This is a genomic window from Exiguobacterium sp. s124 (assembly GCF_018617485.1).
Taxonomy (GTDB): Bacteria; Bacillota; Bacilli; order Exiguobacteriales; family Exiguobacteriaceae; genus Exiguobacterium; species Exiguobacterium aestuarii.
The window spans coordinates 964,026-990,859 of the sequence record NZ_JACSKH010000001.1 but is presented as its reverse complement, the minus strand read 5'-3'; the positions used below and the strand labels follow the sequence as shown (position 1 = coordinate 990,859).

Annotated in this window: 24 protein-coding genes and 2 tRNA genes; 3 read left to right on the top strand and 23 right to left on the bottom strand. The window is 44.9% G+C overall.

The genetic code is table 11. The features are described from left to right. Positions 1-75: 75 nt before the first annotated feature. The 22 genes from KNO85_RS05140 to KNO85_RS05035 form a co-directional block, all read right to left on the bottom strand. Positions 76-1,992 (bottom strand): LTA synthase family protein, encoded by a 1,917-nt coding sequence (locus KNO85_RS05140; protein ID WP_214787477.1) that lies wholly within the window; start codon positions 1,990-1,992, stop codon positions 76-78. 225 nt (positions 1,993-2,217) lie between these two features. Beyond that, the gene (locus KNO85_RS05135) at positions 2,218-3,180 is read right to left on the bottom strand and encodes an ROK family glucokinase (protein WP_214787475.1); all 963 of its coding nucleotides are present in this window, start codon (positions 3,178-3,180) and stop codon (positions 2,218-2,220) included. 93 nt (positions 3,181-3,273) lie between these two features. Beyond that, on the bottom strand, positions 3,274-3,468 hold the full coding sequence (locus KNO85_RS05130; RefSeq protein WP_012726602.1) for a YqgQ family protein: 195 nt from the start codon (positions 3,466-3,468) through the stop codon (positions 3,274-3,276). Beyond that, positions 3,465-4,487 (bottom strand): M42 family metallopeptidase, encoded by a 1,023-nt coding sequence (locus KNO85_RS05125; RefSeq protein ID WP_214787472.1) that lies wholly within the window; start codon positions 4,485-4,487, stop codon positions 3,465-3,467. The genes KNO85_RS05130 and KNO85_RS05125 overlap by 4 nt, the downstream gene beginning before the upstream one ends. Before the next feature lie 12 nt (positions 4,488-4,499). Next, positions 4,500-5,549, bottom strand: a complete 1,050-nt coding sequence (locus tag KNO85_RS05120; RefSeq protein ID WP_260569823.1) for a rhomboid family intramembrane serine protease — start codon at positions 5,547-5,549, stop codon at positions 4,500-4,502. Between the two features lie 121 nt (positions 5,550-5,670). Continuing rightward, positions 5,671-6,627, bottom strand: a complete 957-nt coding sequence (locus tag KNO85_RS05115) for an L-lactate dehydrogenase (protein ID WP_074033328.1) — start codon at positions 6,625-6,627, stop codon at positions 5,671-5,673. Between the two features lie 169 nt (positions 6,628-6,796). Next, positions 6,797-7,567 carry a DUF92 domain-containing protein gene (locus KNO85_RS05110; protein ID WP_214787468.1) on the bottom strand — a complete coding sequence of 257 codons (771 nt, stop codon included), beginning with the start codon at positions 7,565-7,567 and terminating at the stop codon, positions 6,797-6,799. Next, positions 7,546-8,100 carry a 5-formyltetrahydrofolate cyclo-ligase gene (locus KNO85_RS05105; RefSeq protein WP_214787466.1) on the bottom strand — a complete coding sequence of 185 codons (555 nt, stop codon included), beginning with the start codon at positions 8,098-8,100 and terminating at the stop codon, positions 7,546-7,548. Before KNO85_RS05105 ends, KNO85_RS05110 begins: the two co-directional genes overlap by 22 nt. A 54-nt stretch (positions 8,101-8,154) precedes the next feature. After that, a complete protein-coding gene (rpmG, locus tag KNO85_RS05100; RefSeq protein ID WP_255313299.1) occupies positions 8,155-8,319 on the bottom strand; it encodes a 50S ribosomal protein L33 in 165 nt (54 codons plus the stop codon). Positions 8,320-8,403: 84 nt separating this feature from the next. Then, a complete protein-coding gene (locus KNO85_RS05095) occupies positions 8,404-10,605 on the bottom strand; it encodes a 1,4-alpha-glucan branching protein domain-containing protein (protein WP_214787464.1) in 2,202 nt (733 codons plus the stop codon). 14 nt (positions 10,606-10,619) lie between these two features. After that, entirely contained in the window at positions 10,620-11,372 is a 753-nt protein-coding gene (locus tag KNO85_RS05090) for a DUF4912 domain-containing protein (RefSeq protein ID WP_214787462.1), read from the bottom strand. A 116-nt stretch (positions 11,373-11,488) separates the two neighbouring features. Further along, entirely contained in the window at positions 11,489-12,151 is a 663-nt protein-coding gene (gene phoU / locus KNO85_RS05085) for a phosphate signaling complex protein PhoU (protein WP_214693037.1), read from the bottom strand. Between the two features lie 16 nt (positions 12,152-12,167). Then, positions 12,168-12,929 (bottom strand): phosphate ABC transporter ATP-binding protein PstB, encoded by a 762-nt coding sequence (gene pstB, locus KNO85_RS05080; protein WP_224862754.1) that lies wholly within the window; start codon positions 12,927-12,929, stop codon positions 12,168-12,170. 110 nt (positions 12,930-13,039) lie between these two features. Then, positions 13,040-13,951 (bottom strand): phosphate ABC transporter permease PstA, encoded by a 912-nt coding sequence (gene pstA, locus KNO85_RS05075; protein ID WP_214787458.1) that lies wholly within the window; start codon positions 13,949-13,951, stop codon positions 13,040-13,042. A gap of 1 nt (position 13,952) precedes the next feature. Continuing rightward, positions 13,953-14,897: a phosphate ABC transporter permease subunit PstC gene (pstC, locus tag KNO85_RS05070; RefSeq protein WP_214787457.1), complete on the bottom strand. Its 945-nt coding sequence runs from the start codon at positions 14,895-14,897 to the stop codon at positions 13,953-13,955. An 83-nt stretch (positions 14,898-14,980) separates the two neighbouring features. After that, positions 14,981-15,916, bottom strand: a complete 936-nt coding sequence (locus KNO85_RS05065) for a PstS family phosphate ABC transporter substrate-binding protein (RefSeq protein WP_214787456.1) — start codon at positions 15,914-15,916, stop codon at positions 14,981-14,983. Positions 15,917-16,068: 152 nt separating this feature from the next. Continuing rightward, entirely contained in the window at positions 16,069-18,132 is a 2,064-nt protein-coding gene (locus tag KNO85_RS05060; protein ID WP_214787455.1) for a peptidoglycan D,D-transpeptidase FtsI family protein, read from the bottom strand. 157 nt (positions 18,133-18,289) lie between these two features. Beyond that, entirely contained in the window at positions 18,290-18,898 is a 609-nt protein-coding gene (locus KNO85_RS05055; RefSeq protein WP_214787454.1) for a superoxide dismutase, read from the bottom strand. Between the two features lie 84 nt (positions 18,899-18,982). After that, the gene (locus KNO85_RS05050) at positions 18,983-20,455 is read right to left on the bottom strand and encodes an alpha-amylase (RefSeq protein WP_214787453.1); all 1,473 of its coding nucleotides are present in this window, start codon (positions 20,453-20,455) and stop codon (positions 18,983-18,985) included. A gap of 114 nt (positions 20,456-20,569) precedes the next feature. Further along, a tRNA-Ile gene (locus tag KNO85_RS05045) sits at positions 20,570-20,643 on the bottom strand. Between the two features lie 7 nt (positions 20,644-20,650). Beyond that, positions 20,651-20,724 (bottom strand) — tRNA-Met (locus KNO85_RS05040). Between the two features lie 107 nt (positions 20,725-20,831). Beyond that, positions 20,832-22,475, bottom strand: coding sequence for a Na/Pi cotransporter family protein (locus KNO85_RS05035; protein WP_214787452.1), 1,644 nt, complete (start codon positions 22,473-22,475; stop codon positions 20,832-20,834). Positions 22,476-22,655: 180 nt separating this feature from the next. Here KNO85_RS05035 and KNO85_RS05030 point away from each other — a divergent pair, with 180 nt between their 5' ends. Then, positions 22,656-23,114, top strand: coding sequence for a hypothetical protein (locus KNO85_RS05030; RefSeq protein WP_214787451.1), 459 nt, complete (start codon positions 22,656-22,658; stop codon positions 23,112-23,114). Positions 23,115-23,130: 16 nt separating this feature from the next. Here KNO85_RS05030 and KNO85_RS05025 read toward each other — a convergent pair whose 3' ends face one another. Then, positions 23,131-24,831 (bottom strand): methyl-accepting chemotaxis protein, encoded by a 1,701-nt coding sequence (locus tag KNO85_RS05025; RefSeq protein WP_214787450.1) that lies wholly within the window; start codon positions 24,829-24,831, stop codon positions 23,131-23,133. A gap of 213 nt (positions 24,832-25,044) precedes the next feature. Between KNO85_RS05025 and ispG the strand changes: the two genes are divergently transcribed. Beyond that, positions 25,045-26,166, top strand: a complete 1,122-nt coding sequence (gene ispG / locus KNO85_RS05020; RefSeq protein WP_074033343.1) for a flavodoxin-dependent (E)-4-hydroxy-3-methylbut-2-enyl-diphosphate synthase — start codon at positions 25,045-25,047, stop codon at positions 26,164-26,166. A gap of 76 nt (positions 26,167-26,242) precedes the next feature. Further along, positions 26,243-26,827 (top strand): 5' nucleotidase, NT5C type, encoded by a 585-nt coding sequence (locus tag KNO85_RS05015; RefSeq protein WP_214787449.1) that lies wholly within the window; start codon positions 26,243-26,245, stop codon positions 26,825-26,827. Positions 26,828-26,834: the final 7 nt, after the last annotated feature.

Genomic DNA, 26,834 nt, shown 5'->3' with positions numbered 1-26,834 from the left:
GATTAACATTCTACGTTGTTAAAGAAAAAACCAAAAAACGAACCAAATCACATTGTGGTTTGGTTCGTCATTACGTTATTCATTCGTTTGTTCTTTAAAACGGAGCAAGTCAGAGTAAATCAAATCATCATTCATTTGTAAGATTTTTTCCGCTTCTTCCGTCATTGGACCACAAAGTGTCGTGTCTTCCACTACTTCTCCAGATGTAGCATTGTAACACGTCGATTGTGTCCACACATATTCATCGGTCACGACCGTACCATCTCGGAAGATTGCACGGCTGTTTCGGTTTTCAGAGAATAAGTCATTCCCGAATCCAATTGTGTCCGACGTGTCAATTCCAAGTAAATGCAGGATTGTCGGTTTCATGTCGACATGACTTCCGATCGTTTCATGCACTTCACCTTTGTCTTGACCTGGCAAGTGAACAGCGAACGGGACTTGTTGCAATTTCGCCACATCATATGGCGTCAACTCTTCCTTCCCGAGCAACTCTGCCATCGCATTGTTGTGGTTCGTCGAGATACCATAATGGTCACCGTATACGACGAAAATCGTATCATCCCACATTCCGTTCTCTTTCAATTGATCGATGAAGAGACCGAGTGCATAGTCTTGATAAGCAAGCGCCTGTGGGAAGTTGTTTAACGTTGTTGAACTTGTCTCGAACTTCGGTACGAGTTCATAGTCTTCGCTTGGCATCGTATATGGGAAGTGGTTCGTCAATGTGATGAACTTCGCATAATACGGCTCAGGCAATTCTTGAAGCATCGGAATCGATTGTTCGAAGAAACTATCATCTAAGAGACCCCATTCTGTCATGTCTTCTGGATTTCCAAGATCGTAGCTCTTCTCATCGAAGAATTGGTCGACACCAATATTTTTATACATTTGGTCACGGTTCCAGAACGATTTATTGTTCGCATGGAATACGGCCGAATAATAGTTATCTTCTTTAATCAACTCTGGAAGTGCTTGATATTCGTTATCCGCGTTCGTAAAGTACACAGCACCACGCGGTAAGCCGTATAGTGAGTTATCGAGCGCAAACTCCGCATCCGATGTCTTCCCTTGACCTACTGTATGGTAGTAGTTTGGCCAATAGTGAGACTCTTCAATCAGCTTGTTCAAGTTTGGCGTGATATATTCACCGTTCGGCGCTTTCATGTTATGTGTGAAATTCTGTGCTGATTCAAACGAAACAACAATTACGTTCTTCCCTTTATACTTACCAAACAAATCTGGGTTCGGTGCAGCATAGTTTTGACGGGTGAACTGTTCGATTGTTGCGAGCTCAGATTCATCAGCCATCGCTTTTTGAGCAGATGTTTTCGTTTGAAGCATCGCATCATATACATGGAAGTTAAATGTTCCGATGTTTTTCACTAATAATTCACGGTCGAATGAACGAGTCAACAATTCAGGTCGTTCTGTTTCAGCCAATGAAAGGTTGAACAAGAATACCGATACAGCGGCAACGAACGTGACGAGTGCGCGTCTATGTGAAGCGGCATTCTCTTTCATGTTCATACGCCACAAGATAAATGGTAAGACGAATACATCGCCAAGGATGATTAAGTCTTTCCATTCAAGAAGTGATGTGAACGATGTCGACAGCGTCTCCATGTTCGATGGTTGCATAATGACTGGCATTGTTAAATAGTCCGTGAATTCACGATAGTACACGGCATCCGCAAATAAGATGAATGAGGCGAGCGCATAAAGTGTGTAGAGCACCCATTTTTGTTTGTTTCCTTTAAAGAAGAAATGGAAAGCAAACAGGAATATTGTCGAGCTGATCGGGCTGATCAGCAAGATAAAGGCTTGTGCGGTGTTTTCAATCGGAATGTTAAAGAAAAATTGATAGACGATATACGTCTTCGTCCAAAGCAATAACGTAAAAATCCAAAATAGACGATATTCTTGAAACGAAGCGCGGACCGTATCGTTCAGTCTCGTCGATAGCTTCGAGAAGCGTTGAGATGAATTCATCTGACGGTCTCCTCCTCTTTTCAGTTTTCGGCATGTTTTTATTAGCCATTATTTTTTATATTTGTTCAATCTTTGTACAATTCAATATGAATAGTACACGTCCAGTATCAAGTCCAAATCTTACCCCTTTTTTAATAAAAAATCAACTGTGACGTTACAAATTTTACAATATCCCATACCCTTTCCCATAAGAAAACACGCCTGCAGTGTGCAGACGTGTCCGTTTTATACGCGAGTCGGAAGGAAGTGTTTACGTGCGAGCCAAGCACATCCAATCACACCGGCATCATTTTCGAGTTCAGCAATTTTAAACGTCGTCGACTCATATACACGTTCGAGCGCAAAGCGCTTGAATTGAGCATCAAGCGGTTCAAGCAATGCTGAACCCGCTTTCGAGACGCCACCACCGATGACGATCATTTTCGGGTTGAGCGTGTTTGCGATATTTGAAATCGTCAATCCGAGGTATTCTGTCATCTCATCGATAACTTCTGTCGCAATCGCGTCTCCGGCTTTATATGCTTCAAATACGTCACGTGCCGTTACTTCTTTCAATTCGTTCAATGTAGTATGTTGATTTTTTCGTTTTTGGAGGGCTAAACGAGAAATACCTGTCGCAGAGGCAATCGTTTCGATACACCCTAGACGACCACAACCACATTTTACTGCTTTCGCCTCATCTCGCTCGACGGTAATATGACCGATTTCTCCGGCCATTCCAGCCGTACCATGAACGATGTTCCCGTTCGTAATGACGCCTCCACCGACGCCTGTTCCGAGCGTGATGGCGAGTAGTTCTGATGCACCTTCTCCGGCACCCTTCCACATTTCACCGAGGGCAGCAGCATTCGCATCGTTTTCGAGAACTGCCGGAAGACCGACCGCCTTTTCGAATTCACTCACGAGTGCGAAGTCTTTCCAACCGATGTTCGGTGAATATTCGACAACACCCTCTGTGAAACTAATAAATCCGGGTGCCCCGATTCCTGCACCTGCGAAATCTTCTTTTTTCTTCCCTGATGTCTCTAAATACGTTTCAAATGAGGCTGCGATGTCTTTTGGAATATGTACACCGTTTTCTCGAATATCCGTTTTAACTTCCCACTTATCAGAAATGATGCCATTCATGTCTAAAACAGCCATCTTCACCGTTGTACCACCGATGTCGATTCCTAATAACCATTTCATACCGTTCACTCCTCATCTCAACTAAATCGCTTTCATTGAATAGTGTACACTATTATCCCCTTAGTGCAACCCTTTGCACTAAGGGGATTTCTGTCAATCTGTTGAATTTTTTAATTCGTGGGTCAAAATGATTTTCGCTGTATCATAAACACGCTGTTCGATGATGCCCCCTTCATACAACTCGTCGAGTTCCATCATCATCAGTGAGATTTCTGCATCCCGTTCCCCGATATAAATAATGGTTCCGAACGACTTTAAAAACTGTTGGACATCATAAAAGTTTTTCATGCTTCTTCCTCCATCGTGGACTGGACATAACGATTTAACAATTCCCTTGTCGCTTCCATAGATGACACATGTGTCCGTTCATAGCTATGACTCGACTCAATCCCTGGACCAATCAAAGCATGCTTTACATCGTAGCCTGCACGAATGGCAGCCGATGCATCCGATCCATAATAAGGATAGATATCTACCTTATATGCAATGTCATGCTCCTTACATAATGAGGTAAACTTTCTGCGAAGATTGATGTCATATGGTCCAGATGAATCTTTGGCACAAATTGAGACTGTATATTCATCTGAATGTTGACCATCTCCGAGCGCTCCCATGTCGACGGCAATGTATTCCACAACCTCTTCCGGAATGCCTGCATTGCCCCCGAATCCAACTTCTTCATAATTCGAAATCAAGAAGTGAACCGTGTGAGGCAAGTCGTAGCTAACCAAATCTTTAGCCAAGTCTAATAAAATAACTACGGATGCTTTATCATCCAAATGACGTGATTTCACGTATCCGGAAGTCGTCACCTTGAATCGTGGATCAAATGATACGAAGTCCCCGATTTCGATTCCAAGTGCCGTCACATCTTCACGAGAATGAACTTTCTCATCCAACCGAACTTCAATGTTTGATGGAGAGCGCTCTGCAGAATTCGTGTCTTTATAGACATGCACACTCGATTGATGGATGAGGATGGTCCCTTCGATTGCCTCGCCTTCCTCACGATGAACGAGACAGTTCTCACCTTCAATTGCCGTCCAAGCGTACCCTCCAACTTGAGTGAGTCGTAAGCGTCCACTTGGCAAAATGTCCTTGACCATCGCTCCAAGTGTATCGACATGCGCCGTCAATAGACGCGCCTCCTTCGAGCGACCCGGGAATGTGGCCAGTAATGCCCCTTTATGTAGCCGAGACGTTTTAACACCGATTGACTGAAGCTCTTTTTCTGCAAAACGAATCGCCTCCTCCGTCATACCAGACGGACTTGGAATTTCAACTAATGTTTTCAGTGTATCAATCATCATATTCTCTCCTTACCAAGAACCGTACCCATATAGTAGACCAAATAACACGGTCGCGAGCACAGAAAATAAGATACGTTGCTTGCGATTTTTTTCATCGGGCAATCCGACGACCCCAGAGACGACGAATCCACCAAGTAACCCACCCGCATGCGCGAAGTGGTCCAAACTCGCGCCTAGTACAAACGCAAGTCCCACATTTAATCCTAACATAATAAACAGCGGAGGTCCGAGCGTCTTCATAAAGAGGGAGCGATCACGAAGTCCAAAATAGAGAAGCGCGCCGACCAGACCAAATAATGCTCCTGATGCCCCGGCTGAAATCGATTCACTGAACGCATATGATGCCGTCGTCGCTAGAATGCCACCAACCACGTATATGATAAAAAACCGGATCGACCCATACATCCGTTCAACGAGCGGACCAAGTGACCAGAGCGCAAACATATTGATGGCAAAGTGAAACCATCCGATATGCAAAAACATCGGCGTAATCAACCGCCACCACTCTCCCTCGTCGATGAGTGGGTTCACTTTCGCACCGAATGCAATCAACGTGTTCGGATCGAGCGTCGAACCGACGGATTCAGCCAGCCACATGACTAAAAACGTAATGAACATCAACCCGTACACTACTTGTGGTTTGCCGAACGAGAATCGTTTCTTTAACTCCGCTTTCTTCTTTCGATCCATTGCGACCGCGAGCATTCGAAAACGATCGTCTTCCATCGTAGGGCTACAAATCGAGCGAGATAACGTCACTCTCGGTGGAATCGGGAAAGTCATGCTCTCGATCCGCTCTTCATCGACAAGACGTTCACCATATATATGAAGCGTCAATCGCTTTCGCCCGATTCGAGATAGACGAAATGCGCTCAGGATGGCGTTCACATCGGTACTGACATGATTCGCCCACGCTTTTTCAGTTTGAACGTATAGGTCATAGCGGTCACCTGCTTTTGTATCAAACAAGATGACCGCACGGGACGGCTCTAAGATCCCTTCGATTCGGCCACCGTCCTCGACCGCCTGATAAATATCTTCCCAAAAGCATGTCGCCACCAATACCCCTCCTCTCTTATTCTATTGTAAATCACGTGACATCTCACCACAAAGTCGTGACTTGTTTCAAACGTACAAAAAACCCGCAACCTCTACGGCTACGGGTAAATCAGTATTTAGATTACAAGACAGGCTCCATCGTTTTCATGAGGACATTCGCAGAATGTTGCATTTTTTGATGCTCTTCTTCTGACAATTCAATCTCAACGACTTCACGCACACCTTGACGGTTGATGATGGCCGGTACCCCGATATGAATATCGTGTAATCCGTATTCCCCATCGAGGTGAGCACCGACTGTCAACAACGTGTTTTCGTTACGAAGAACCGCTTTGACAAGGCGAAGTAATCCGAGTCCGATAGCATAGTATGTCGCACCTTTACGTTCGATGATGTGATAAGCCGCATCACGTACGTTCACATAAATGTCCTCAAGGTCTTGCCAGTTATATTCATCATGCTCTTCAAGCAACTGTTCAACAGACTTCCCGTAAATTCGGGCATTGCTCCATGCAGCGAACTCGGTGTCACCATGTTCACCCATGATGTAGGCATGACAGTTGCGTGGGTCGACGTTGAAATAATCGCCGAGCATGTAACGTAAACGAGACGTATCGAGCACTGTACCGGATCCGAAGACGCGATGCTTCGGAAGTCCAGAATATTTCCATGCCAAATGTGTCATAATGTCGACTGGGTTTGAGGCAATAATGATGATACCATCAAAGCCAGAATCCATAATGTCTGAAATCATCGATTTCATGATCTTCGCATTTTTTTCAACGAGGTCAAGACGAGTCTCCCCTGGACGTTGTGGTGCACCTGCAGTAATGACGACGATATCTGCTACACCACAGTCTGCGTAGTCTCCTGCCCAAACACGCATTGGTGAAGATGCGAACGAGACACCGTGGTTCAAGTCCATCGCTTCCCCTTCTGCTTTTGCCTTGTTGATGTCAATGATGACAAGCTCTTCACAAAGACTTGCTGTCGTTAACTGGTATGCGAAGCTCGCTCCAACTGCCCCTGCCCCTACGAGTGCAACGCGCGTTACTTTAGCATGATTTAATGTTTCCATATTGTTTCTCCACCCTTCGAACAATCTGTTTCATGTATTTGTTATCTCTGTTACAACAAGATTGTAACATCATTCACAAACCCTAACTACAGCGGAAACCGTTTTCACTTTGGCAATATTGTGACAACTTTCACATTCATTTGAAACATCTTCATTTCCTGTACTATTTTCATCCGAACACGAAAAAACAAATCATCGCCGCTCCAAATACGGACAAAAAATTGACTGCATCGTTTCCAAAAACTCGCCATCCCGACACATATGTTGTCGGAACTTGATGATGAATGTTCTTCTCGGTCAACTTCCCACACACCGTACAGCGAAACTTTCGTTGTACTGTTGCACCGAGCAATGTGTCGATGACGCTTCCACTTAGTCCGATTCCCCAAAGTGCCAATAGTAATGCCAAGTCTAATTCGACAAACAAAAGAGATGAGCAGACAATCATAAATGCGCCTAATACCGACATGACCGTTCCAAATGTTGAGACAGCGCCACTCGTTCCCGGCTCAACTTCCCTGAACGAGAACATGAACCGAGGTTTACGTTTTGCGAGGACACCGAATTCAGATCCCCACGTGTCACTCGTCGCTGCTGCAATGGACACGATGTACATGTATAGATAGACAACATCGTCCGTCAGCAAATAACCGAGGGCACAAAGTATCCCTACCCCTCCATTGGCTAACACTTGGATGGCGTCTCGAGCCCCCGTTTTCTCGACGATTTCATCCACACTTACTTTATCGCGAGATCGATATTTTGATGCGAGAGAAGACGTCGAGAAGAAGACGCCGAGTAAATAAAGTCCGAACCACCCAAACGACAGTCCAATCAATACCCCTGTTATCACCGTCAAGATTGCTCCTGAGAGCGTTAAGGAGCGCAACCGATATCCGAGAAAGGCGACGATACAAGTTACAACAAATATGGCGAACATTGAATCATCTCCTTTTCTGTCACAATCCACTGCACAGGAAGATCGTGTGGTTCTGTCGGCACTTGATCGACAAGTTGAACGGAATACGCTAACGAAACCGTTACCCCTTCATATGTACGTAAAAAGCGGTCATAATATCCTCCACCCCAACCAATACGGTATCCCGATCGGTCAAATACCCTTCCCGGTACAAGACATAAGTCGATTGCTTGAGTCGTCGGTGGAGTGGTCGGCTCCAAAATATTCATGACACCTGTCTCGAGATCATTCACAGAATGAATGATATGAAACGTCAACCCTTGCCCCGTTACTTTCGGGACGCACACCGTTTTTCCTGCTTCAAACGCCTCATGAATGATTGGGGACGTATCAATTTCGAGCGGAAGTGAAGAGGTCAACGCAATTGTCTGGCTTTCCTTCCATATATCTGTCGAGAACAACCGTTGATGGATGGATTGATCGACATGTGGTCGATTATTGATTTGTTTAATGGATTGATGGACGGTCTGTCTTAACGCTGCTTTTTCTTCCACAACGCATTCCTCCTTACAAAAAAAGCCGCCACATATGTGACGGCCGGTCCCTTATTACTTCACTTCGCGGTAAAGCGTGTGACGACGGAGACGTGGGTTGTATTTGCGCAACTCAAGGCGCTCAGGGTTGTTACGTTTGTTTTTCTTCGTGATGTACGTGCGATCGCCTGTTTCTGTGCAAGCTAATGTAATTTTAACGCGCATTTCTTTCACTCCCATCTTAATGATGTTGTATCAAGTGCTTTTGCTTTACAGTCTAAGCATACTCAATTATCCTACCAAGTTTCTTGTGAAAAAGCAAGATTATTTCACGTTCTTTTTCATTGATTCCTGTCCATATGGAGAAGTTTCAAGGGGTAGGCATGTGTTGACATTCTCGCTTACCTTATACCATTGTTCTAGGTCATGCATCGAGAGCTCTTCGCCGACATATACGCACTCCGCTGCAGAGAACACACTGTTTTCAATTCGATGGATCGCATCGAACAAACCACCATGACCGTGCGGGTTACGTGTCGCTTCAAAGGACAACATAGTTGAGTATAACGGAAGCGCAAGGGATTGCGCAAGTTCTCTTGCAGCAGGAATCGTCATCCAATCAAAATGATGAATCACTTTGAACGATACTCGTTTTGAAAGTTCATGAACGAGTTTTACATACGCAATATTTTGTGTGGCGACCTGATTCATGACGTGCTCTAAAAATGGGCTAGTCGGACGGACCCGATATACATGAACGTTTCCATGTCGTTCGTATTCCGGCAACTCATCGTGATACGGTGTCAACACATAGACGGTTTCTCCCTCATTCGCTCTCGCCTCTACTTCCTCGACGACACGATGCCCAAGTCCACCGACGATATGACCGTGATATTCCGGTGTGATCATGAGAATTGCCGGATCTTCTACATCCCGCTCAGTCGTCACATAATAATCGTGAGGAGACAGGAATGAATCGACATCAAGGTCTTCGTCTTGTAGGAATGGGTACGCCGCATAATGATCATCGAGCAGTTCACTTGATACCCCACCTTGATAAAGCACCGTCTCAAGTTCGGCAAAGAGGCGTGTATGCTCACGGAAGCGCTCAGCCGCATATTGTGCCGTCGTTTGACCATCTAAGATAAACGCCCAGTCACTTGATACAGCTAACACATAATGGCGAATCAATTGCTTTAAGGCACGATTCGTCAAATCAGACTGATCACGATAATCGGCTACGTCTTTGACAAGCTGCATTTCCATCATATGAAGATGACGGAGCATCCATTCATTCCGTTCATTGATCCACACTTCACCGTAGCCTTTTCGTCCCCATGTGTTCATGGAAACATGGACGGTTTGTAAATCTTTGAAGTGACGCTCTAGGAAGATCGCCGGCGTGATCGTTTCGATTCCAAATTCCTCGAGTCGCTCTGCGACCTTCCCGAGAAATTCAGGACCTTCAAACCACCAATGACCAAACAATTCTGCATCAAACGGTGCCGTCACCAAGAACGGCGGGAACGTTTGACCTCCATGGGCCTCGAGATGGCCCTCTAACGTTTGTGCGAAGTCTGTCGCATGATTCTCAATTTGATGTTCAGCCCACTCACGTACATAGAAGTCTTTTTGATCGGTGTCACCTGTGATGCGGTGCATTTTTAATCCTGTGTCGAATCGAATGCCTTCCGGATGCATGAACGATTGGATATAATCCCAATCTCGGTCGTAGGCCAAATCTCGATAGAATTCACGATAATCAGGGTGACCCGGATATCCAATCATCGAACTCCAAATTTTACCCGAAATGATTTGATCTCTCGGGAACAATGCGACTCCGTGTGGAGAATAGACGGGAGCTCCAATGCCCTTCTCTGGAGTTGGATCCGCATCGAGCAATGCATGTTCGTCGACAAATGTGTATCGAATCCCTTCTTCATACAGGATTCTGTCTACACCTGGCGTGTAGGCACACTCAGGCAACCAAATGCCGGTCGGACGGAACCCATAGTGACGTTCGAAGCAGTTAAGACCTGTCCGAATTTCAGCACGAGCTGCCTGTTCCGTAAAGAGGTGGGGGTTGAAACCATGGGTCGCTGTACAAGTCACCATGTCAATATAACCCGCTTCTCGATATGTACGGAACGCTACATTCAAGTTTTTATTCCAATGAAGGAACGTATTTTTCAAATCACGATAACGTTGCTCATAGAAATGTAACGTTGATATCTCTTCATCCGTTCTCCCTTCAGAGAGCTCTAACGCGATCAACTCAAGCATCTCATCTAAGTGTTCGACGTATCGATCTTGGATGAGCGGGTCCGCGAGCATTTCTACAACAGGTGGTGAAATACTAACTGTCCAATGCAACGGACGCTTCAAGCGATCAACTTGCCAAAGGATTGGAATATATGTTTCTGAGATGGCTTCGTACACCCATCTTTCTTCTAAACGATGCTTCTCTTCATGCCTAACGTACGGTAAATGAGCATGAAGGACGAGTGAAAAGTATCCTGGTTTCATGTAGAAAGTCCTCCTTAACGTACGTGACGGTATGCCGCATATTTTGGTAATGTATCTAACAACTCTGGAGATTCAACTTCTCCGTACTGCCAACGTCTCACTGGCTCCGCGAAGCGTCCGATACCAACTGGTTCTGCACGTGGTGTATCAAGTGGTGCCGATGCCACAATTGGTAAAAATTCTCCCTCCATCGTGCGAATCCCGAACTCAAACACGTAGGTCGTATTCGGATCGAGAGGTCGAACGAACCAACTGTTCGTCATTTCAGGGAGATCGAACGTATACGAACGATTCGCGTGACCACTCGCGTAATCGAGCAAGGTCACATCTAAGATACGGAACGCTTTCGGTAGCTCTTCCCATCGTCTCATAAACTGGAGCTCTAACGTTTCTTTCACTAAGTCAGACACTTCCCAGCACACATATACTGAGTTCGGTGATTGAACGACCGCATGCAAGAAGTCTACGTTATATCGTTCTGGCAATTGCCAATAACCTTCAGGACTCTTTTCAAGGAGTGGAGAACGTTTCACATCAACCGTCTCTTTTGCTGATGCGACTTGTTTACGCGAAGTTGATCCCGACGCTTTAGCTTTAGCTTTCTTATTACTCTTTTGTTTCACAGGGACAACTTCCTCCAACTCTTGTTGCTGATTTCTCCATTTTCGCCATGCGTATTGGACTTTGCCAATCGGGACGTCTAGTTCTGCCGCAATCTGTTTCAACGTAAGTCCTTGTTGCTTCAAGGATACGATTTTCTCTTCCATCTCTGTATGGCTCCCTTCATGTAAAAAATCCATGTAGACTAGTATTCGCTCATTCTTTATGAATTCCTGCCCAAAAAAATAAAGAACAACAGCACTGTTGTTCTTTACCACTAATCTTATTGATTCAAATCATAATGTTTCCCTTTTTCAAGGAAAATTAAATGTTCTCCGAAGTTTGTCACGTGATCGCCCATCCGCTCAAGATAACGAGCGATGTTTGAGAACTCGTACACATCGTTCGTTCCGACTGTCATCGCCGGAAGAGAACCGATGTATTGTTTAATCACCGTTAGATTGATTTCATCAATTACACGGTCCATCTCATTGAGTTCACGGACACGACTCACTTCTCCTTTACGATACGCACGCGTTGCCAACTCGAGCATGTCAATCAACTGTTCAGCCATCTGTTTAAGTGGTTGAATGTCATGTAAATAAGGAACATGTTCAATTCGCGTCACAGCTTTAGCGATGTTCGTCGCGTAATCCGCAATGCGTTCTAAGTCCGTCGCCGATTTCATCGTTACAATCAGACGACGTAAGTCGGTCGCAACCGGTTGCTGCTTGGCAATTAATAAAATTGCTTCATCGTTAATTGTTAATTCCAAATCATCTAGTTCGTTGTCATTATCGATTACCGTTTGCGCTAACTCTAAATCATGCTTTTCTAACACTTCGATTGCGGTTGCCGTCTGACGCATCGTCAAATTTGCCAAACGGACCACTTTATCTTCTAATTCAGTTAATTTCGTATCAAAAAATGTGCGATTTTGTGCCATCAATCTAGTCTCCTCCTTAACCGAAACGGCCAGAAATATAGTCTTCCGTCCGTTTGTCAGATGGATTCGAGAAAATCTTATCTGTTACATCGAACTCGACAACTTCTCCATTCAAGAAGAAGGCCGTTTTATCCGAAACACGGGCAGCTTGTTGCATGTTATGCGTCACGATAATGATCGAGTATTGCTCTTTCAACTCTTGAACGAGTTCTTCCACTTTCAACGTAGAGATTGGGTCAAGGGCAGAAGTCGGCTCATCCATCAAGATGACGTCCGGTTCGATCGCTAGCGTTCTAGCGATACATAGACGTTGTTGTTGTCCACCAGAAAGTCCATATGCGTTCTCGTTCAAGCGATCTTTCACTTCATCCCAGATGGCAGCGCCACGAAGCGAACGTTCAACGATCTCATCGAGTACTTTCTTATTTTTAATGCCATGCGTACGAGGTCCGTAAGCTACATTGTCGTACACCGATTTCGGGAATGGGTTTGGTTGCTGGAATACCATCCCAACGGATGTACGTAAATCTTCTACTTTATATCCACGATCGAAGATGTTACGTCCATGGTACAAGATTTCACCATTTGTACGAACAGATGGGACGAGTTCGACCATGCGGTTCAACGTTTTAATGAATGTCGATTTTCCACATCCAGAAGGTCCGATGATTGCCGTGACTTCATTCTTTTTGATGTCGAGGTTGACGTCAATCAACGCTTGGTCTTCTCCGTACCATAAGTTCAAGTTATTGACGACATAAGCGCTATCTTTTTTCATCTCAGTAATTGTCGGTTCCGTCGTTGTTGTGTTCACGTTTTGATCTCCTTTATTGAGCTCTTGTTGTTTCATCATCTCGAGCTTCCTCCTCATTCATCTGCAAAAACGACTTAATGTCGGTTCGTATATTTGTTTCGGATATAAATCGCTACAGAGTTCATCGCAATGAGCATCGTCATGAGTACGATGATTCCTGCTGCAGCCAAGTTTTGGAATTCTGCTTGCGGTCGGCTCGTCCAGTTATAAATTTGAATCGGCAGTGCCGTAAAGTCAGAGAAAATCCCACTTGGTGTCGTTGAAATAAACGTTGCTGCACCGACCATGATTAGTGGTGCTGTTTCACCGATTGCACGGGAGACGGCTAAGATAATCCCTGTAATAATCCCAGGAATCGCTGATGGCAAGACGACATTAAATGTGGTTTGCCATTTTGAAGCACCAAGTGCTAAAGAAGCGTGACGTAACTCCATTTTGACTGCCCGCAATGCTTCTTGTGAAGCTACGATGACAATCGGTAAACTCATGAGACCGAGTGTTAACGCACCGGCCATAACCGAGTTTCCTAACTCCATCACTCGGACGAATATCGTCAAACCGAGTAATCCAAAAACGATTGAAGGGACACCAGCCAAGTTCGAAATGTTGACCTCGATAAATGAAGTCATTCGATTTTTCGGTGCATACTCTTCTAGATAGATGGCTGCACCGACACCGATGACGAACACCATTGGCACGATGAGTAACATCAACCATAGCGATCCAATCAATGCAGGATATAACCCCGCATCTTCAGGACGACGTGACGGGAAGTTACGCAAGAAATCAAGGTCGACCCATCCTGCCCCTTTTGAAACGATGTCATAAATCAACGTCGACAAGACGACTAACGCAAAGACGAGCCCTGCCAAAAAGATATACTTAAAAATTTCATTCAGTTGTAAACGGCGCTTGATACGTTCAGACACCGTCTCACGATCCATCAGGTTCTTCGTATTCTTGAACTCACTGTTCGGTAAAGCCATATTAGTACTCCTCTCTGAAGCGGCGCGTCACCCAGTTGGCGAACAAGTTCATCAAGAGGGTAAAGACGAACAATAACGCACCGACCGCATAGATACTGTAGTATTCGATTGTGCCGTAACCTGCATCACCTTTTGCGATTTGAACGATATAAGCTGTCATCGTTTGAATCGCATTGAGCGGATTGAACTCAAAGTTTGGTTGCGATCCACCAGCGATCGTCACAATCATCGTTTCACCAATCGCACGGCTCATTCCGAGAACGATTGAGGCAATGATCCCAGAAGTCGCTGCAGGCATGACGACTTTCGTCGCCACTTCAAGACGTGTTGCCCCAAGACCGAGGGCACCGTCGCGAATTTTCTTCGGTACCGCACTCATCGCATCCTCAGAAATCGAAGCAATCATCGGAATAATCATAATCCCGACGACAATCCCCGGACTAAGCGCATTGTAAATTTGGAGTCCTGGAATCAAAGCTTGTAAAATCGGCGTAATGAATGACAATGCGAAGAAACCAAAGACGATGGTCGGTACACCTGCCAACACTTCTAAGATTGGCTTTAACACACGGCGAGCTCGATCAGAGGCGTACTCACTCAAATAAATCGCAGACGCCAAACCAAGCGGGACGGCTACAATCATAGCAATCACAGTAATTTGGAGCGTCCCCATCACAAGCGCCCATACCCCGAAGCGCTGATCTGCACTAAGCGGGTACCATTCTGTCGATCCTAAAAATTCAGCGACTGGCACTCGTTCAAAGAACTTAAATAGCTCAAAGCCAAGTGTGAACGCAATACCAATTGTCGTTACGACTGATACAAATGCGCTCAAGAATAATAAGAACGGCATGATTTTATCAAACACGTTCGTCGTACTATATTTCTTTTGTTTATTTTGTTGAATCATCTCTCGAATCGAGAGCTTTTTGTTTGGTTCATTCATCTCGTGTATCGCTCCCTACCTCTTCATACTAGAAAGCATGGCGAGAAGGTGAGAGCTAGTCTCACCTTCTGCCACGTATCATTTTATTCTCCAGCGATTTCGTCGATCATCTTCATGTTTTCGTCGTAACGCGCTTGCTCCATTTTCACGTAACCAACCTCTTCTGAAAGGTCAGCTGCATTTTCATTCATGAAGCGTGCGAAGTCAGCCACTTGCTCTTTGTCTTTCAACGAAGCGTTGTTGACGTACGTGTAAATTTCACGTGAGAGTGGGTAAGACAAGTCGTTGATTGTGTCATGTGTTGGCTCTACTCCTTCAACATTCAAGGCACGAAGTGTGTCTTGGTTCTCGAGGTAGTAAGCGAATCCGAAGAATCCGATTGCACCCTCTGTCCCAGCTACACCTGTTACGAGTACGTTGTCATCTTCAGACAATTGTGCGTCTTGACGAATATCTGTCTCATCAAGAACTTTCTCGTCGAAGAAATCGTACGTACCTGAATCTTTACCTGGTGCGAAGAATGAGATCTCTTCATCTGGCCAGTCAGAGCGAACATCTTTCCACGTTTTCACGCTTGTGTCAGTCCACATTTTATTCAATTCTTCAATCGTGATATCTTGTGCCCAATCGTTCGCCGGGTTGACAACGAGTGAAAGACCATCAAGTGCGACTGAGAGTTGTGTAAATTCCACACCATTTTTCTCAGCTTCGGCTGCTTCTTCTTCTTTGATTTCACGTGATGCGTTCGAGAAGTCTGTCTCTCCCGTCACGAAGCGTTTGAAGCCACCACCCGTACCAGAGACACCGACTGTCACTTCAACTTCCGGTTGCTCAGCTGAATATTCTTCTGCGACTGCTTCCATGATTGGGAATACAGTTGATGATCCGTCCATGACGACTTTTCCTGAGAGCCCTTCGCCTTCAGCAGCGCCACCTTCTTCATTGTTCCCACAGGCTGCACCTACGAGTGCGACCGAAGTGATTGAAGCGAGTAAAGCTGATTTTTTCATCCAAGACATTTGTGACGTCCTCCTTGAGTTTGCTTTGATTTTTGTTGTGGATCTGTTGTTCTGTCCTACAATTAATATCCTAATGAACTTCTATTAACGAGAAATAAACGGAACGTAAAAGAATTGTAAAGACAAAAAAGAAGTCACCGAAGTGACTCCTTTCATTGAAGCATTGCATTCACGTCTTCTAAATTAAAGTAAGCTTTCATAATATCGTGCGCGACCCGAGTGTTGATTCCTTCCGCCTCAAGTCCAGGCATGATAATCGCCCATGCGATTTCAGGATCATCAAACGGTGCCCAACCGACGTGGTTCGAGTTAAGCGTCTTGATTGGTTCCCCTTTTGCGTTCCGTTTCGCCTGACCGTCTGCACCTTCAGCAATGGCCTGCGCTGTTCCGGTCTTACCGGCCGCAGTCATCCCTGTCTGTTGCAAGATTCGAGATGATCCAGACGAAGATTCAACCCCTTGACGATACCCTTCACGAACCCGCTCAATATACTCGTCTTGAATATCCACTTTATTCAACGCGTTTGGTTGGAACGTGCTGACGACTTGCTTCTTGTTTTCATCGAGCGAACCCGGCTCAATGATTTCTTTTAGTAAGTGTGGCTGAATGCGATAACCGCCATTCGCTAACGTAGACGTATATTGTGCCAATTGGATCGGCGTATACGAGATATACTGTCCGATCGACATATCCATGAGGAGCGTGACACGGTCGGGAACGCTACGGAATCCGATCGACTCGAACGGTAAATCAATCCCAGTCTCGATTCCGAGACCAAACTGTTTATAGTAATGTTCCATCGTTTCAAATGCTTGTGTGACATTATCCCCGACGATTTGTCCGGTAGAATAATAGTCAGCTAAACGTAACGCGATTTGGAACATATAAATGTTTGACGACATAGCGAGTGCATCTAAATCGTTAATGTTCCCCATATTGCGGTAAGAGGCTTTGGTAGATGATCCAATTTTAATCGGCGCATCATAAATATACTCTCCTGGCTCGACGACGCCTTCTTCAAATCCATAGGCGACGGTCGCCCCTTTGATGGTTGACCCAATTTGGCTGGCACGAAGCACAGTCCCTGTTGAGACGTCATTGAACTCATTCGTCTCTAAATCAAGCTCCTGTCCTGACAAGGCGAGTAGTTCACCTGTCTGCGGGTTCATGACGACAGCGAACGCGCGATCGAAATGAGGACTTCCAGAGCGTCCGGCACGAATCGCTTTTTTCAAAATCTCGTCGACTTCTTTCTGGAATTCAATGTCAGTCGACAACACGATATCTTTCCCCGGGTTCCCACTCACGCGTGTCGGCTCCCCGACCGGTTCACCTTTATATGTCGTGAACACATCGTAGGCAGGCGTCCCGCGAAGGACATCTTCATATTGTTGCTCCAAGTAGGACGTCCCGACCCGGTCATTCAATCCGTACCCTTTCGCCTGATAAGAAGCTCGTTGTTCGGCTGGGATTTGACGATAGCTTCCTAAAAAGCTCTTGAACGTCTCATCGAACGGATAGTCCCGTTGGTAGTATGGTTCGACACTCACGCCTGGCAACATTTCTAAGTTCTCTTCAATGACTGCCATCTCTTTCGGGCTGGCGCCGATTTTGATGACTTGTGGATCGAGCGCATAGCCGCTCTCCATATTATGTTTAATCGCGATGATTTCTTCGGTCGCATCATCGAACGTGATTTCTTCTTCTGTGATAGAGTCGAGCAAGAGTCGATCCACGTCCTGGTTGGACAACGCAGCTCGCTCATCTTCTGGTAACTCTTCCAACAATGCCTGCGTGCGTTCTTGTGCCAATTCAGGATTCGTCGCAATCCAGTAGTCTTTGCGGTCACGTTCCGTCATTTTGCGATCCTTTTCTGGAATATCGACGATTTCTGACAACTTTTTGGCGACATCTAAACGTTCATCCGCTTTCGTCACTTGCGAACGTCGATACATGATCGAGTAGTTCGAAATCGTATCCGCGAGCACTTGACCGTTACGGTCATAAATTTTCCCTCGTGGTACCTCGTATTTAATCTTACTTGACTCCGTTTTTTGTACTTCACGCGCAATCAATTCTCCATTCACGATTTGAACGACACCTAATCGAAAAATCAAGGTCGCAAATAGAACGAAGACGATGAAAAATAACAAATTCAAACGTAACGGTAAGTGGTTTCGCCGTTTTTTCGGCACTTTCACACGATTTTTAGCCAAGTCCGTTATCTCCTTCCACAATCGATTCCTTCTATAATATAGAGTACATGGTCATCTATTATTTTGTCCGTTTTTCACTATATCATAATTTGTTTACAAATTAATGAAAGACACAAAAAAACCCGAGACTCTATGAAGAATCTCAGGGTTTGTCGGCTTATTTTGCGTCAGCGTACAATTTCGCAACATAATCCCAGTCGATGACGTGGAAGAATGCATTGATATAGTCAGGACGACGGTTTTGGTAGTTCAAGTAGTAAGCGTGCTCCCAAACGTCAAGTCCGAGGATTGGCGAAACGCCTTCCATAATCGGTGAATCTTGGTTTGGTGTAGACGTCACTTCAAGTTTACCGTTCTTCACGACGAGCCATGCCCATCCTGATCCGAAACGAGTTGTTGCAGCTTTTGTGAATTCGTCTTTGAATGCATCGAAGCTACCGAACGACTCATCGATTGCAGCAGCGAGTTCGCCAGACGGTGTGCCATTCTCGTTTTTCTTCAAGAGTTTCCAGAAGAACGAGTGGTTCCAGTGACCGCCACCATTGTTACGGACAGCAGTTTGAATGTCAGCAGGAAGTGAATCGATTTTTTGGAGCAAGTCTTCGAGTGAAGAGTACTCCACGTCTTTTCCTTCGAGTGCATTGTTTACGTTTGTGACGTAAGTGTTGTGGTGTTTCGTGTGGTGGATTTCCATCGTGCGTGCGTCAATGTGTGGTTCGAGTGCATCATATGCGTAATCAAGTTGTGGTAATTCAAATTTAGCCATTACTAAAATCCCCCTTAAAATTGTTTTGAACATCGTTCGTTATAAATGTAACAGATTTGTGACGGTCGACTCAATTGTAATGCCTCACTCTACATCTTCTTCTGGTAATGCCCAGACCGAAATTGATCCCGCCGCCACTTTAAATACCCCAAATCCTTCATCATCAATCTCAATTTTATCTTCACGCGTATTCGTCAAGTCGACCCATGTTTCACCAGCTCGCTCTTCCCCGACGAACATACGCTTTTCAGCCTCGTCCGAAGTTGAGATGAGAACGGCACATCCTGAACGTTCAATTTCTTCCACACCCTTACGCACCCATCCGATGACGTTTGAATCATCGAAATAGTCGTCCTGTTCCCCGTAAGCTTTTTCTCGACGAGCATAAAGAAGTGTATCGATGGCTAGCTTCATTCCGTCGGTTGGGTGAGGGCCATCTATGCCATAATAATCTCCATAGAACACACATGGATAGCCATCTTTACGAAGTAAAACGAGACCGTATGCGATTTGCTTGAACCAATCTTTCACCCATGACTCAAGCGCCTCTTCAGGCTGTGAATCGTGATTGTCCACGAACGTTACCGCGTGAAGCGGGTGTGACTGGACGAGCGTGTCATCAAAAATGGTTCGCATATCGAACGAGGCACCTTCCTCCGAGGCTTGATGCAGTTTATAGTGGAGAGGAACATCGAACAAATCGACGTGGTAATCGATGTTATCGAGAAATTCGCGGCAAGCATCGAGATCTGATTTCCAAAACTCTCCGACGAAATAGAATTGGTCGCCTTTCTCTTCTCGCATCGTTTGACTGAACTCTTTGACGAAATCGTAGTTGATATGTTTGATTGCATCCAATCGGAATCCGTCACACTTCGTTTCCTCAATGAACCATTTACCCCAATTCAGCACTTCTTCCCTGACTTCAGGATGATGATAATCGATGTTCGCGAACATCAAATAATCATACACACCGAATTCATCATCGACATTATCATTCCATCTCTTGTTTTCTCCAACAATGAAGAAAATCCCGGAACGGTCTGTCGCCGCATCGTAATCGGTCCCATTAAAATGAGTGAAGTCCCATTTGAACGAAGAGTATTTCCCATCCCGGGCTTCATAATCAAACTTTGTCCATCCCTCGATTTCAAAAGGCTCATCTGAAAGGACTTTTGTGCGGTCATCCGGGTCCACTTCTAGCACTTCAAACTTCTCGGTCGCATCCGCACCTGCTTTATGATTCATAACGACGTCCATATAAATTTGCATCCCTAGTTCTTGCTGACAGAACGATGTCGCTTCAAGAAGTTCTTTCTTCGTGCCATATTTTGTGGCAATCGATCCTTTTTGATCGAACTCTCCTAAATCATATAAGTCATAAATGCCATAACCCGTGTCCTTATCACTCTGTCCTTTTGTGACAGGAGGTAACCAGAGCGCTGTAATTCCGGCTTTATTTAAATCTTCTGCTCTCTCTTTTAACCGCTTCCAATGTTTTTGATCCGCTTCGACATGCCATTCAAAAAACTGCATCATGGTGTGGTTTCGTTCCATTTTGTCCGCCTCATTTCATATTTTTCAAAAAACAAAATGCTAACGAGTATTTACCCATGAAATTTAGATTGAAAACAAAAAAACAACTTTCACAAAATGAAAGTTGTTTTGGAATGGACCCTGTAGGACTTGAACCTACGACCGGACGGTTATGAGCCGTCTGCTCTAACCAGCTGAGCTAAGGGTCCTTATAAATAGCGGCGGAGGGAGTCGAACCCACGACCTCACGGGTATGAACCGTACGCTCTAGCCATCTGAGCTACACCGCCATGTTGTTATACAGTAATAATATACTGAATATGTTATACAGTGTCAAGGAAAATTCCTTGCTAAGTACAGAAAAACACTCCGACTATTTAGCCGGAGTGCTCCATCTTTATACAGTTACTTCGTTCGCATCTTCAAGTGTGATTTCTGTGATGTTCATGGCATGGTCACCGATCCGCTCAAGGTTTGAGAGCATGTCGACAAAGAACATACCTGCTTGTCCATCACAAGCACCCGTGTTCAAGCGAACAACATGGTTTTTACGGAATTGACGCTCGAGCATATCGAGTTTCGCTTCCATTTCGATGACTTTACGTGCTTCGACCATGTCACCGCTCGCTAACGTCTGAAGGGATTTCTCTAACGTTTCGCGTGTGAGGTCATACATTTCAGTCAATTCTTTTTGAGCATCTGCTGAAAGTGTCACTTTCGTAGCAGTCTTATAGTCAATCAACTCAATGATGTTTTCAACGTGGTCACCGATTCGTTCGATATCGTTGATCGCATGCATGAGCGTCTTGTGTTCTTGTGATTCTTGCTCGGTCAAATCGACAGCTGCCAATTTTACGAGGTAATCTGTAATTTTAGCATTCAACGAGTTCAATGCTTCTTCGATATGCGCTGACTTTTCAGCATGTTTCTTGTCGCCTGTTGTCAAATAGTTACGCGCTTCGTCAAGACCAAGTTTTGCGAAATCTCCCATGCGGATGACTTCGTATTTCGCTTGTTCCACTGCGATCGATGGCGACTGTTGAATGAAGATTGGATCCAAATGCTGTGCTTTCGTATCGACGATTGAATCTTCACCAGGCACCAATTTCGTCACGATCCACGCAATCGACCCGATGAACCAGAACTGGACGAAAGTGTTGACGACGTTAAACGTACCGTGTGCGAATGCAATTTGCATCTTGTCTTCAATTGCCAAGAAGTCTGTAATCCAATAAATATAGTTTGTGAACGGAATTAACAAGATCATGAAGATCGTTGTTCCGATTAAGTTAAAGATAACATGCGCTGCAGCTGCGCGACGTGCGGCAACTGATGCACCGATTGATGCCAAAATGGCTGTGATTGTCGTACCAATGTTGTCACCAAACAATACCGGAAGAGCGGCATCCAAATCGATTGAACCACCCGCATAGAGCTCTTGCAAAATTCCGATTGTTGCAGAAGATGACTGGACGATGACTGTAAATACCGTACCGACGATGACACCGAGGAACGGATTGTCACTCATTGATTGCGTCAAGTCGATGAAATACTCACTTGAGCGGAGCGGACGCATTCCGTCGCCCATCAACTCAAGACCATAGAACAATGCCCCGAGGCCAAAGATAACTTGTCCAAGGTGCTGGTAACGCTCTTTCTTAAAGAAGAAGAGTAAGACTGCACCGATTGCAATCATCGGGAGTGAATACTCACCGACATCGAATCCGATGATAAATGCTGTCACCGTTGTACCGATGTTTGCCCCCATGATGACTCCGATTGCTTGACGGAGTGTCATGAAGCCGGCGCTAACAAGTCCGACCGTAATAACGGTTGTACCTGAAGAAGATTGAATCAATACAGTAACGATGATCCCGGCGAGTACACCAAGGAATGGATTCGTTGTATACTTATCTAGGATGTCACGCAGGCGATTCCCTGCAGACTTTTGGAGTCCGTCTCCCATCGATTTGATCCCGAAGAGGAAGATCCCTAGACCTCCAAAAAACATGAATAACATTTCTTGCAAATTGTATTCCACGATTTTTGTACTCCTTTTAATTAAGAATTGGTTGGATTTGCTTGGTTTTTAATGCCCTACTCATTATGCCTTCATCGGCGTCTTCATGTAAACACGTTTTATGTAAAAGTTTTATTAAAACACTGTACTATTTTAACCATTTTTCTATTAGTTGTAATATAACAGATTGGAGTTTTTAGCATGTTGTCCACCATCTTTACGTTCCTTCGAACAAGTTTAGTGCCATCAAAGCGAACACTACGCCTTCGACTCGCTCCGCTTCATGCCTATATGGGAGCCACTCTCGTGTTGACGCTCCTGATCACCGTCTTGGACTTTGTTGTGATTCGTCCTGACTTTTTCATTCCGATGTGGCTATTCTTACATGGATTCGCCATCTTCTTTTTCTATTTACTTTGGGTCGCCATCATGGCTTTATACGTTCAGTTGTTTACAAAAGTCTACTCGAAAAACATGTGGGCCTACCGTCAAGCTTGGCCATATACCGTGTCGATGACATTCGTTCCGACTATTTTATTAGTGACGTTATACCATATGAACCCTTCCCTTATATCGATTGGTTTCATCATTGGACTCGGATATATCACCTACCCTTTAACGAAAGTGCCACAAAAAAAACAACGACAAGCGTCTTCGTAAACGCTCGTCGTTGTTTTTATTTTGGTGATAATTCCTCTAACGTCCGATTCAACGCATCACTTTGGTCGCCCAAATCCGTACCTGCAGATTGTAAAGCGGACTGAACATGTGACCACCGATCGACACCATCGTTCAGCTCAAATAACTTTCGTTCGAGTAACGAACTGATTTCTCGCAACCGCTCATTTGATTCAATTAATTGCAAGAGCTGTCTTCCTGTATGTGAGGTTTGATCCGTGATGGACTGAAACTCATCTAACTGAACCTTGATTTCACGGTCAATGACCTCAATCCCACCTTCCACTCGAAAAACGGCATCTTTTAATACCTGTACTTCTTTAATAAAATCATTGACTTCTAATAGTAAGTCTTTTCGTTCTTCGTTCAGTGCTTCAATGGCATGGACTGCGAGTAACGTTGCTTCACTCGTCATTTTTGCAAGATTTCCGACCTCGCTAGCGACAACGGCAAACCCCTTACCGTGCTCACCAGCTCGAGCCGCCTCAATCGACGCGTTAAGCGACAACATCTTCGTGGCTGCCGACACCGAAAGGATGCTCTTTAGTGCCTCATCCGCTTTTGAGGAGTTCGACTCACTTTCCACAAGTTTTTGTTGAATGCTCTCCACTTGTTGCTCGACATAATCACTCGCCTCTTTCACGGAAGAGAACGTTTCAAGCTCTTCATGTAAAATTGATTTCAGTCGATTACCACGGTCGTCCACACTCGAAATTTGATGTTCCAGCGTTTCGATTTGTTGTGTGACTTCTCTCATTTTAAATGTAGAATCGCTCGTCACTGACTGATACGAATGACTCGTATGTTCAACTGTTGCCGCAACTTCACGGAATTGTTCAACTTGGTGATGGCTGTTCATCAGTTCTTTTTTAAAAACCGGAAGACTTTGATGAAATGCGCTCGCTGTCTTGCCCATCATGTCCATGGACTGATTCCATAAATGAATGAATGTGTTGAACTCGGTTTCGAGTATATGTATTTCTTTTGATTTTGCTCCGAGTGCCACATCATCGAATCGACGCGTTTCAACGGCGTGGCGCAATGAATGGGCCAATATACTCAACGGTTTGACTTCGCGATGAATGAATCGTGTGAAGAGGATGGCCATCCCAATCATCGCAATCAATAAGATGAAAATGATATATTGTCGCAATTCAGCCATTGGACCGAGCGCAGATTCTTTCGTGACGACGAGAACGTAATCTGCTTTTAGTTCTGGTATCGTAACTGAAGCCATTAACCATTCTTCTGTCTCTTCCACTTCCGTATTCGTCGTTTGTGAAATTTTCTCCATAATCTGCTCTGTCTTCATTCCTTTTGATCCACTCAATTGATCAACAGAATCTCCACGTACTAAAAATTGTGCGGCTTCGAATTCATCTCCTGATAGAATAGAAGCTTGTTGCATATACGTGGACTTCAATGAACGATTTAGTTGCTTCTCGTTTGCGACATACGCGTTGTAGGAGGTTTTCACCGATTCTCGCATGACTGTGACTTCCCGCATGAGGCGTTGCTCGATTTCTGCGGACAACAGTTGTTCCGACTTTATGGCGAACCAACTAAATGTAATGGTAAAGACAAGTAAAATAATCGGCATGAGTGTCCATTGGAGACGGTGCGCCATTTTGAACTGTCGATTCGATCGATTGTGTAGTTTCGCCTTCTCACTTAAATTCCGTTTAAAGACCCACTTCATGTGATGTCACCTCTTTTTCTATTCTCGCCTTTATATCGGTCTTGAGACGGTGGAAAATTATGAAGTAGATGTTAAGATAGCGTTAGAGTTTGTAAAGAGCACACATCCATTACGCATCCTAGATGCTTTTTCACATTCTTTTCGTTATGATAATGAAGAAACCTTATTTTCTTAAATCGATTGGAATCTTTCCAAAAGAAGGAGATTACGTATATGTCAGAAATTTTGCATCGTTCATTAACTCGTCCGATTCGTGTCGGTAACTTGATTATCGGAGGATCGAACGAAGTCGTCATTCAATCTATGACCACAACAAAAACTCACGACGTCGAGGCGACAGTCGCCGAAATTAAACGTCTAGAAGAGGCTGGGTGTCAAGTTGTTCGCGTGGCATGTCCAGACGAACGTGCAGCTGACGCACTCGCTGAAATCAAGAGCCGCATCAACATCCCGCTCGTCGTCGATATTCACTTCGACTATAAGCTTGCTTTAAAAGCCATCGAAAGTGGCGTCGATAAAATCCGCATCAACCCGGGTAACATCGGTCGCCGTGAAAAAGTCGAGGCTGTCGTAAACGCTGCGAAAGCAAAAGGTATCCCGATTCGAATCGGTGTCAACGCTGGATCACTCGAAAAACAATTCCTTGAAAAGTATGGCTATCCGACTGCACAAGGAATGGTCGAGAGCGCAATGCATCACGTGAAGATTCTCGAAGATCTCGGATTCTATAACACAATTATCTCGCTCAAAGCCTCTGACGTGAACTTGGCACTTGAAGCGTATACGCTCGCTGCGAAAACGTTTGATTACCCACTTCACGTCGGGATCACGGAATCAGGACCACTCTTCTCTGGCTCACTTAAATCAGCAGCTGGACTTGGTGCAATCCTCTCACTCGGAATCGGTTCAACGGTTCGTGTCTCGCTTTCAGATGACCCGGTAGAAGAAGTGAAAGTTGCGAAAGAAGTGCTTAAGTCATTCGGTCTTGCAGCGAACGCTGCAACATTGATTTCTTGTCCGACATGTGGTCGTATCGAAATCGATTTGATTTCGATTGCAAAAGAAGTCGAGGAATATATCCAAAATATTAACGTCAACATTAAAGTTGCCGTTCTAGGATGCGCAGTAAACGGTCCTGGTGAAGCCCGTGAGGCTGATATCGGTATCGCCGGTGCCCGGAATGAAGGTCTTCTTTTCCGCCACGGTAAGATCATCCGTAAAGTTCCTGAAGCTACGATGGTCGAGGAATTGAAAAAAGAAATCGATGCAATCGCTGCTGAGAAAATGGCTGAGCGTGAGCGCGAAGAACAAGAGCTTGCCAATCAATCCAATTAATGATTAACCATTCCCGCACGGTTGCAACCGTGCGGGTTTTTGATAGAATAGAGGGCATGTGAGGAGGAGTGATGAGATGCGAATCGGCATTGATTTAGATGGAACCGTTACGGACCCGAGAAGTTGTTTTATATATATGAATGAATCACTCGGTTACTCCATTGATTATCATCGTGCGACAGAGTATGAGTTGCATACGTATACCACGATGGAACAGCACGAGTTTTGGAAATTTATGATTGAAGAAGGGCATGAAGAAGCGATTTATCGTCGTTCCCTTCCCCACTCTGATGTTTTAGAAGTACTGTGGAAGTTGAAGGACGAACATCATCTTCATTACGTGACTGCAAGAAGCGAGGCGGTTCGACCAGTCACGGAAGAATGGATCACGAGTCACCGTCTTCCACTCGATTCACTGGTGATGACCGGATCACACGATAAAATCAATGTCGTCAAAGACTTGTCACTCGAACTATTCATGGAGGACCGTTATGAAAATGCAATTTCCATCCATGAAGAGACATCCATTCCCGTACTATTGTTCGATGCCCCCTATAATCGTAAAACGCTGCCCGAAGGCGTGACACGTATTTCAACGTGGCGCGAAGCCCATCATCAGATTGCCCACATCGAAAAACAAATGATTCTCAATCAACGCTAAAAGGCAT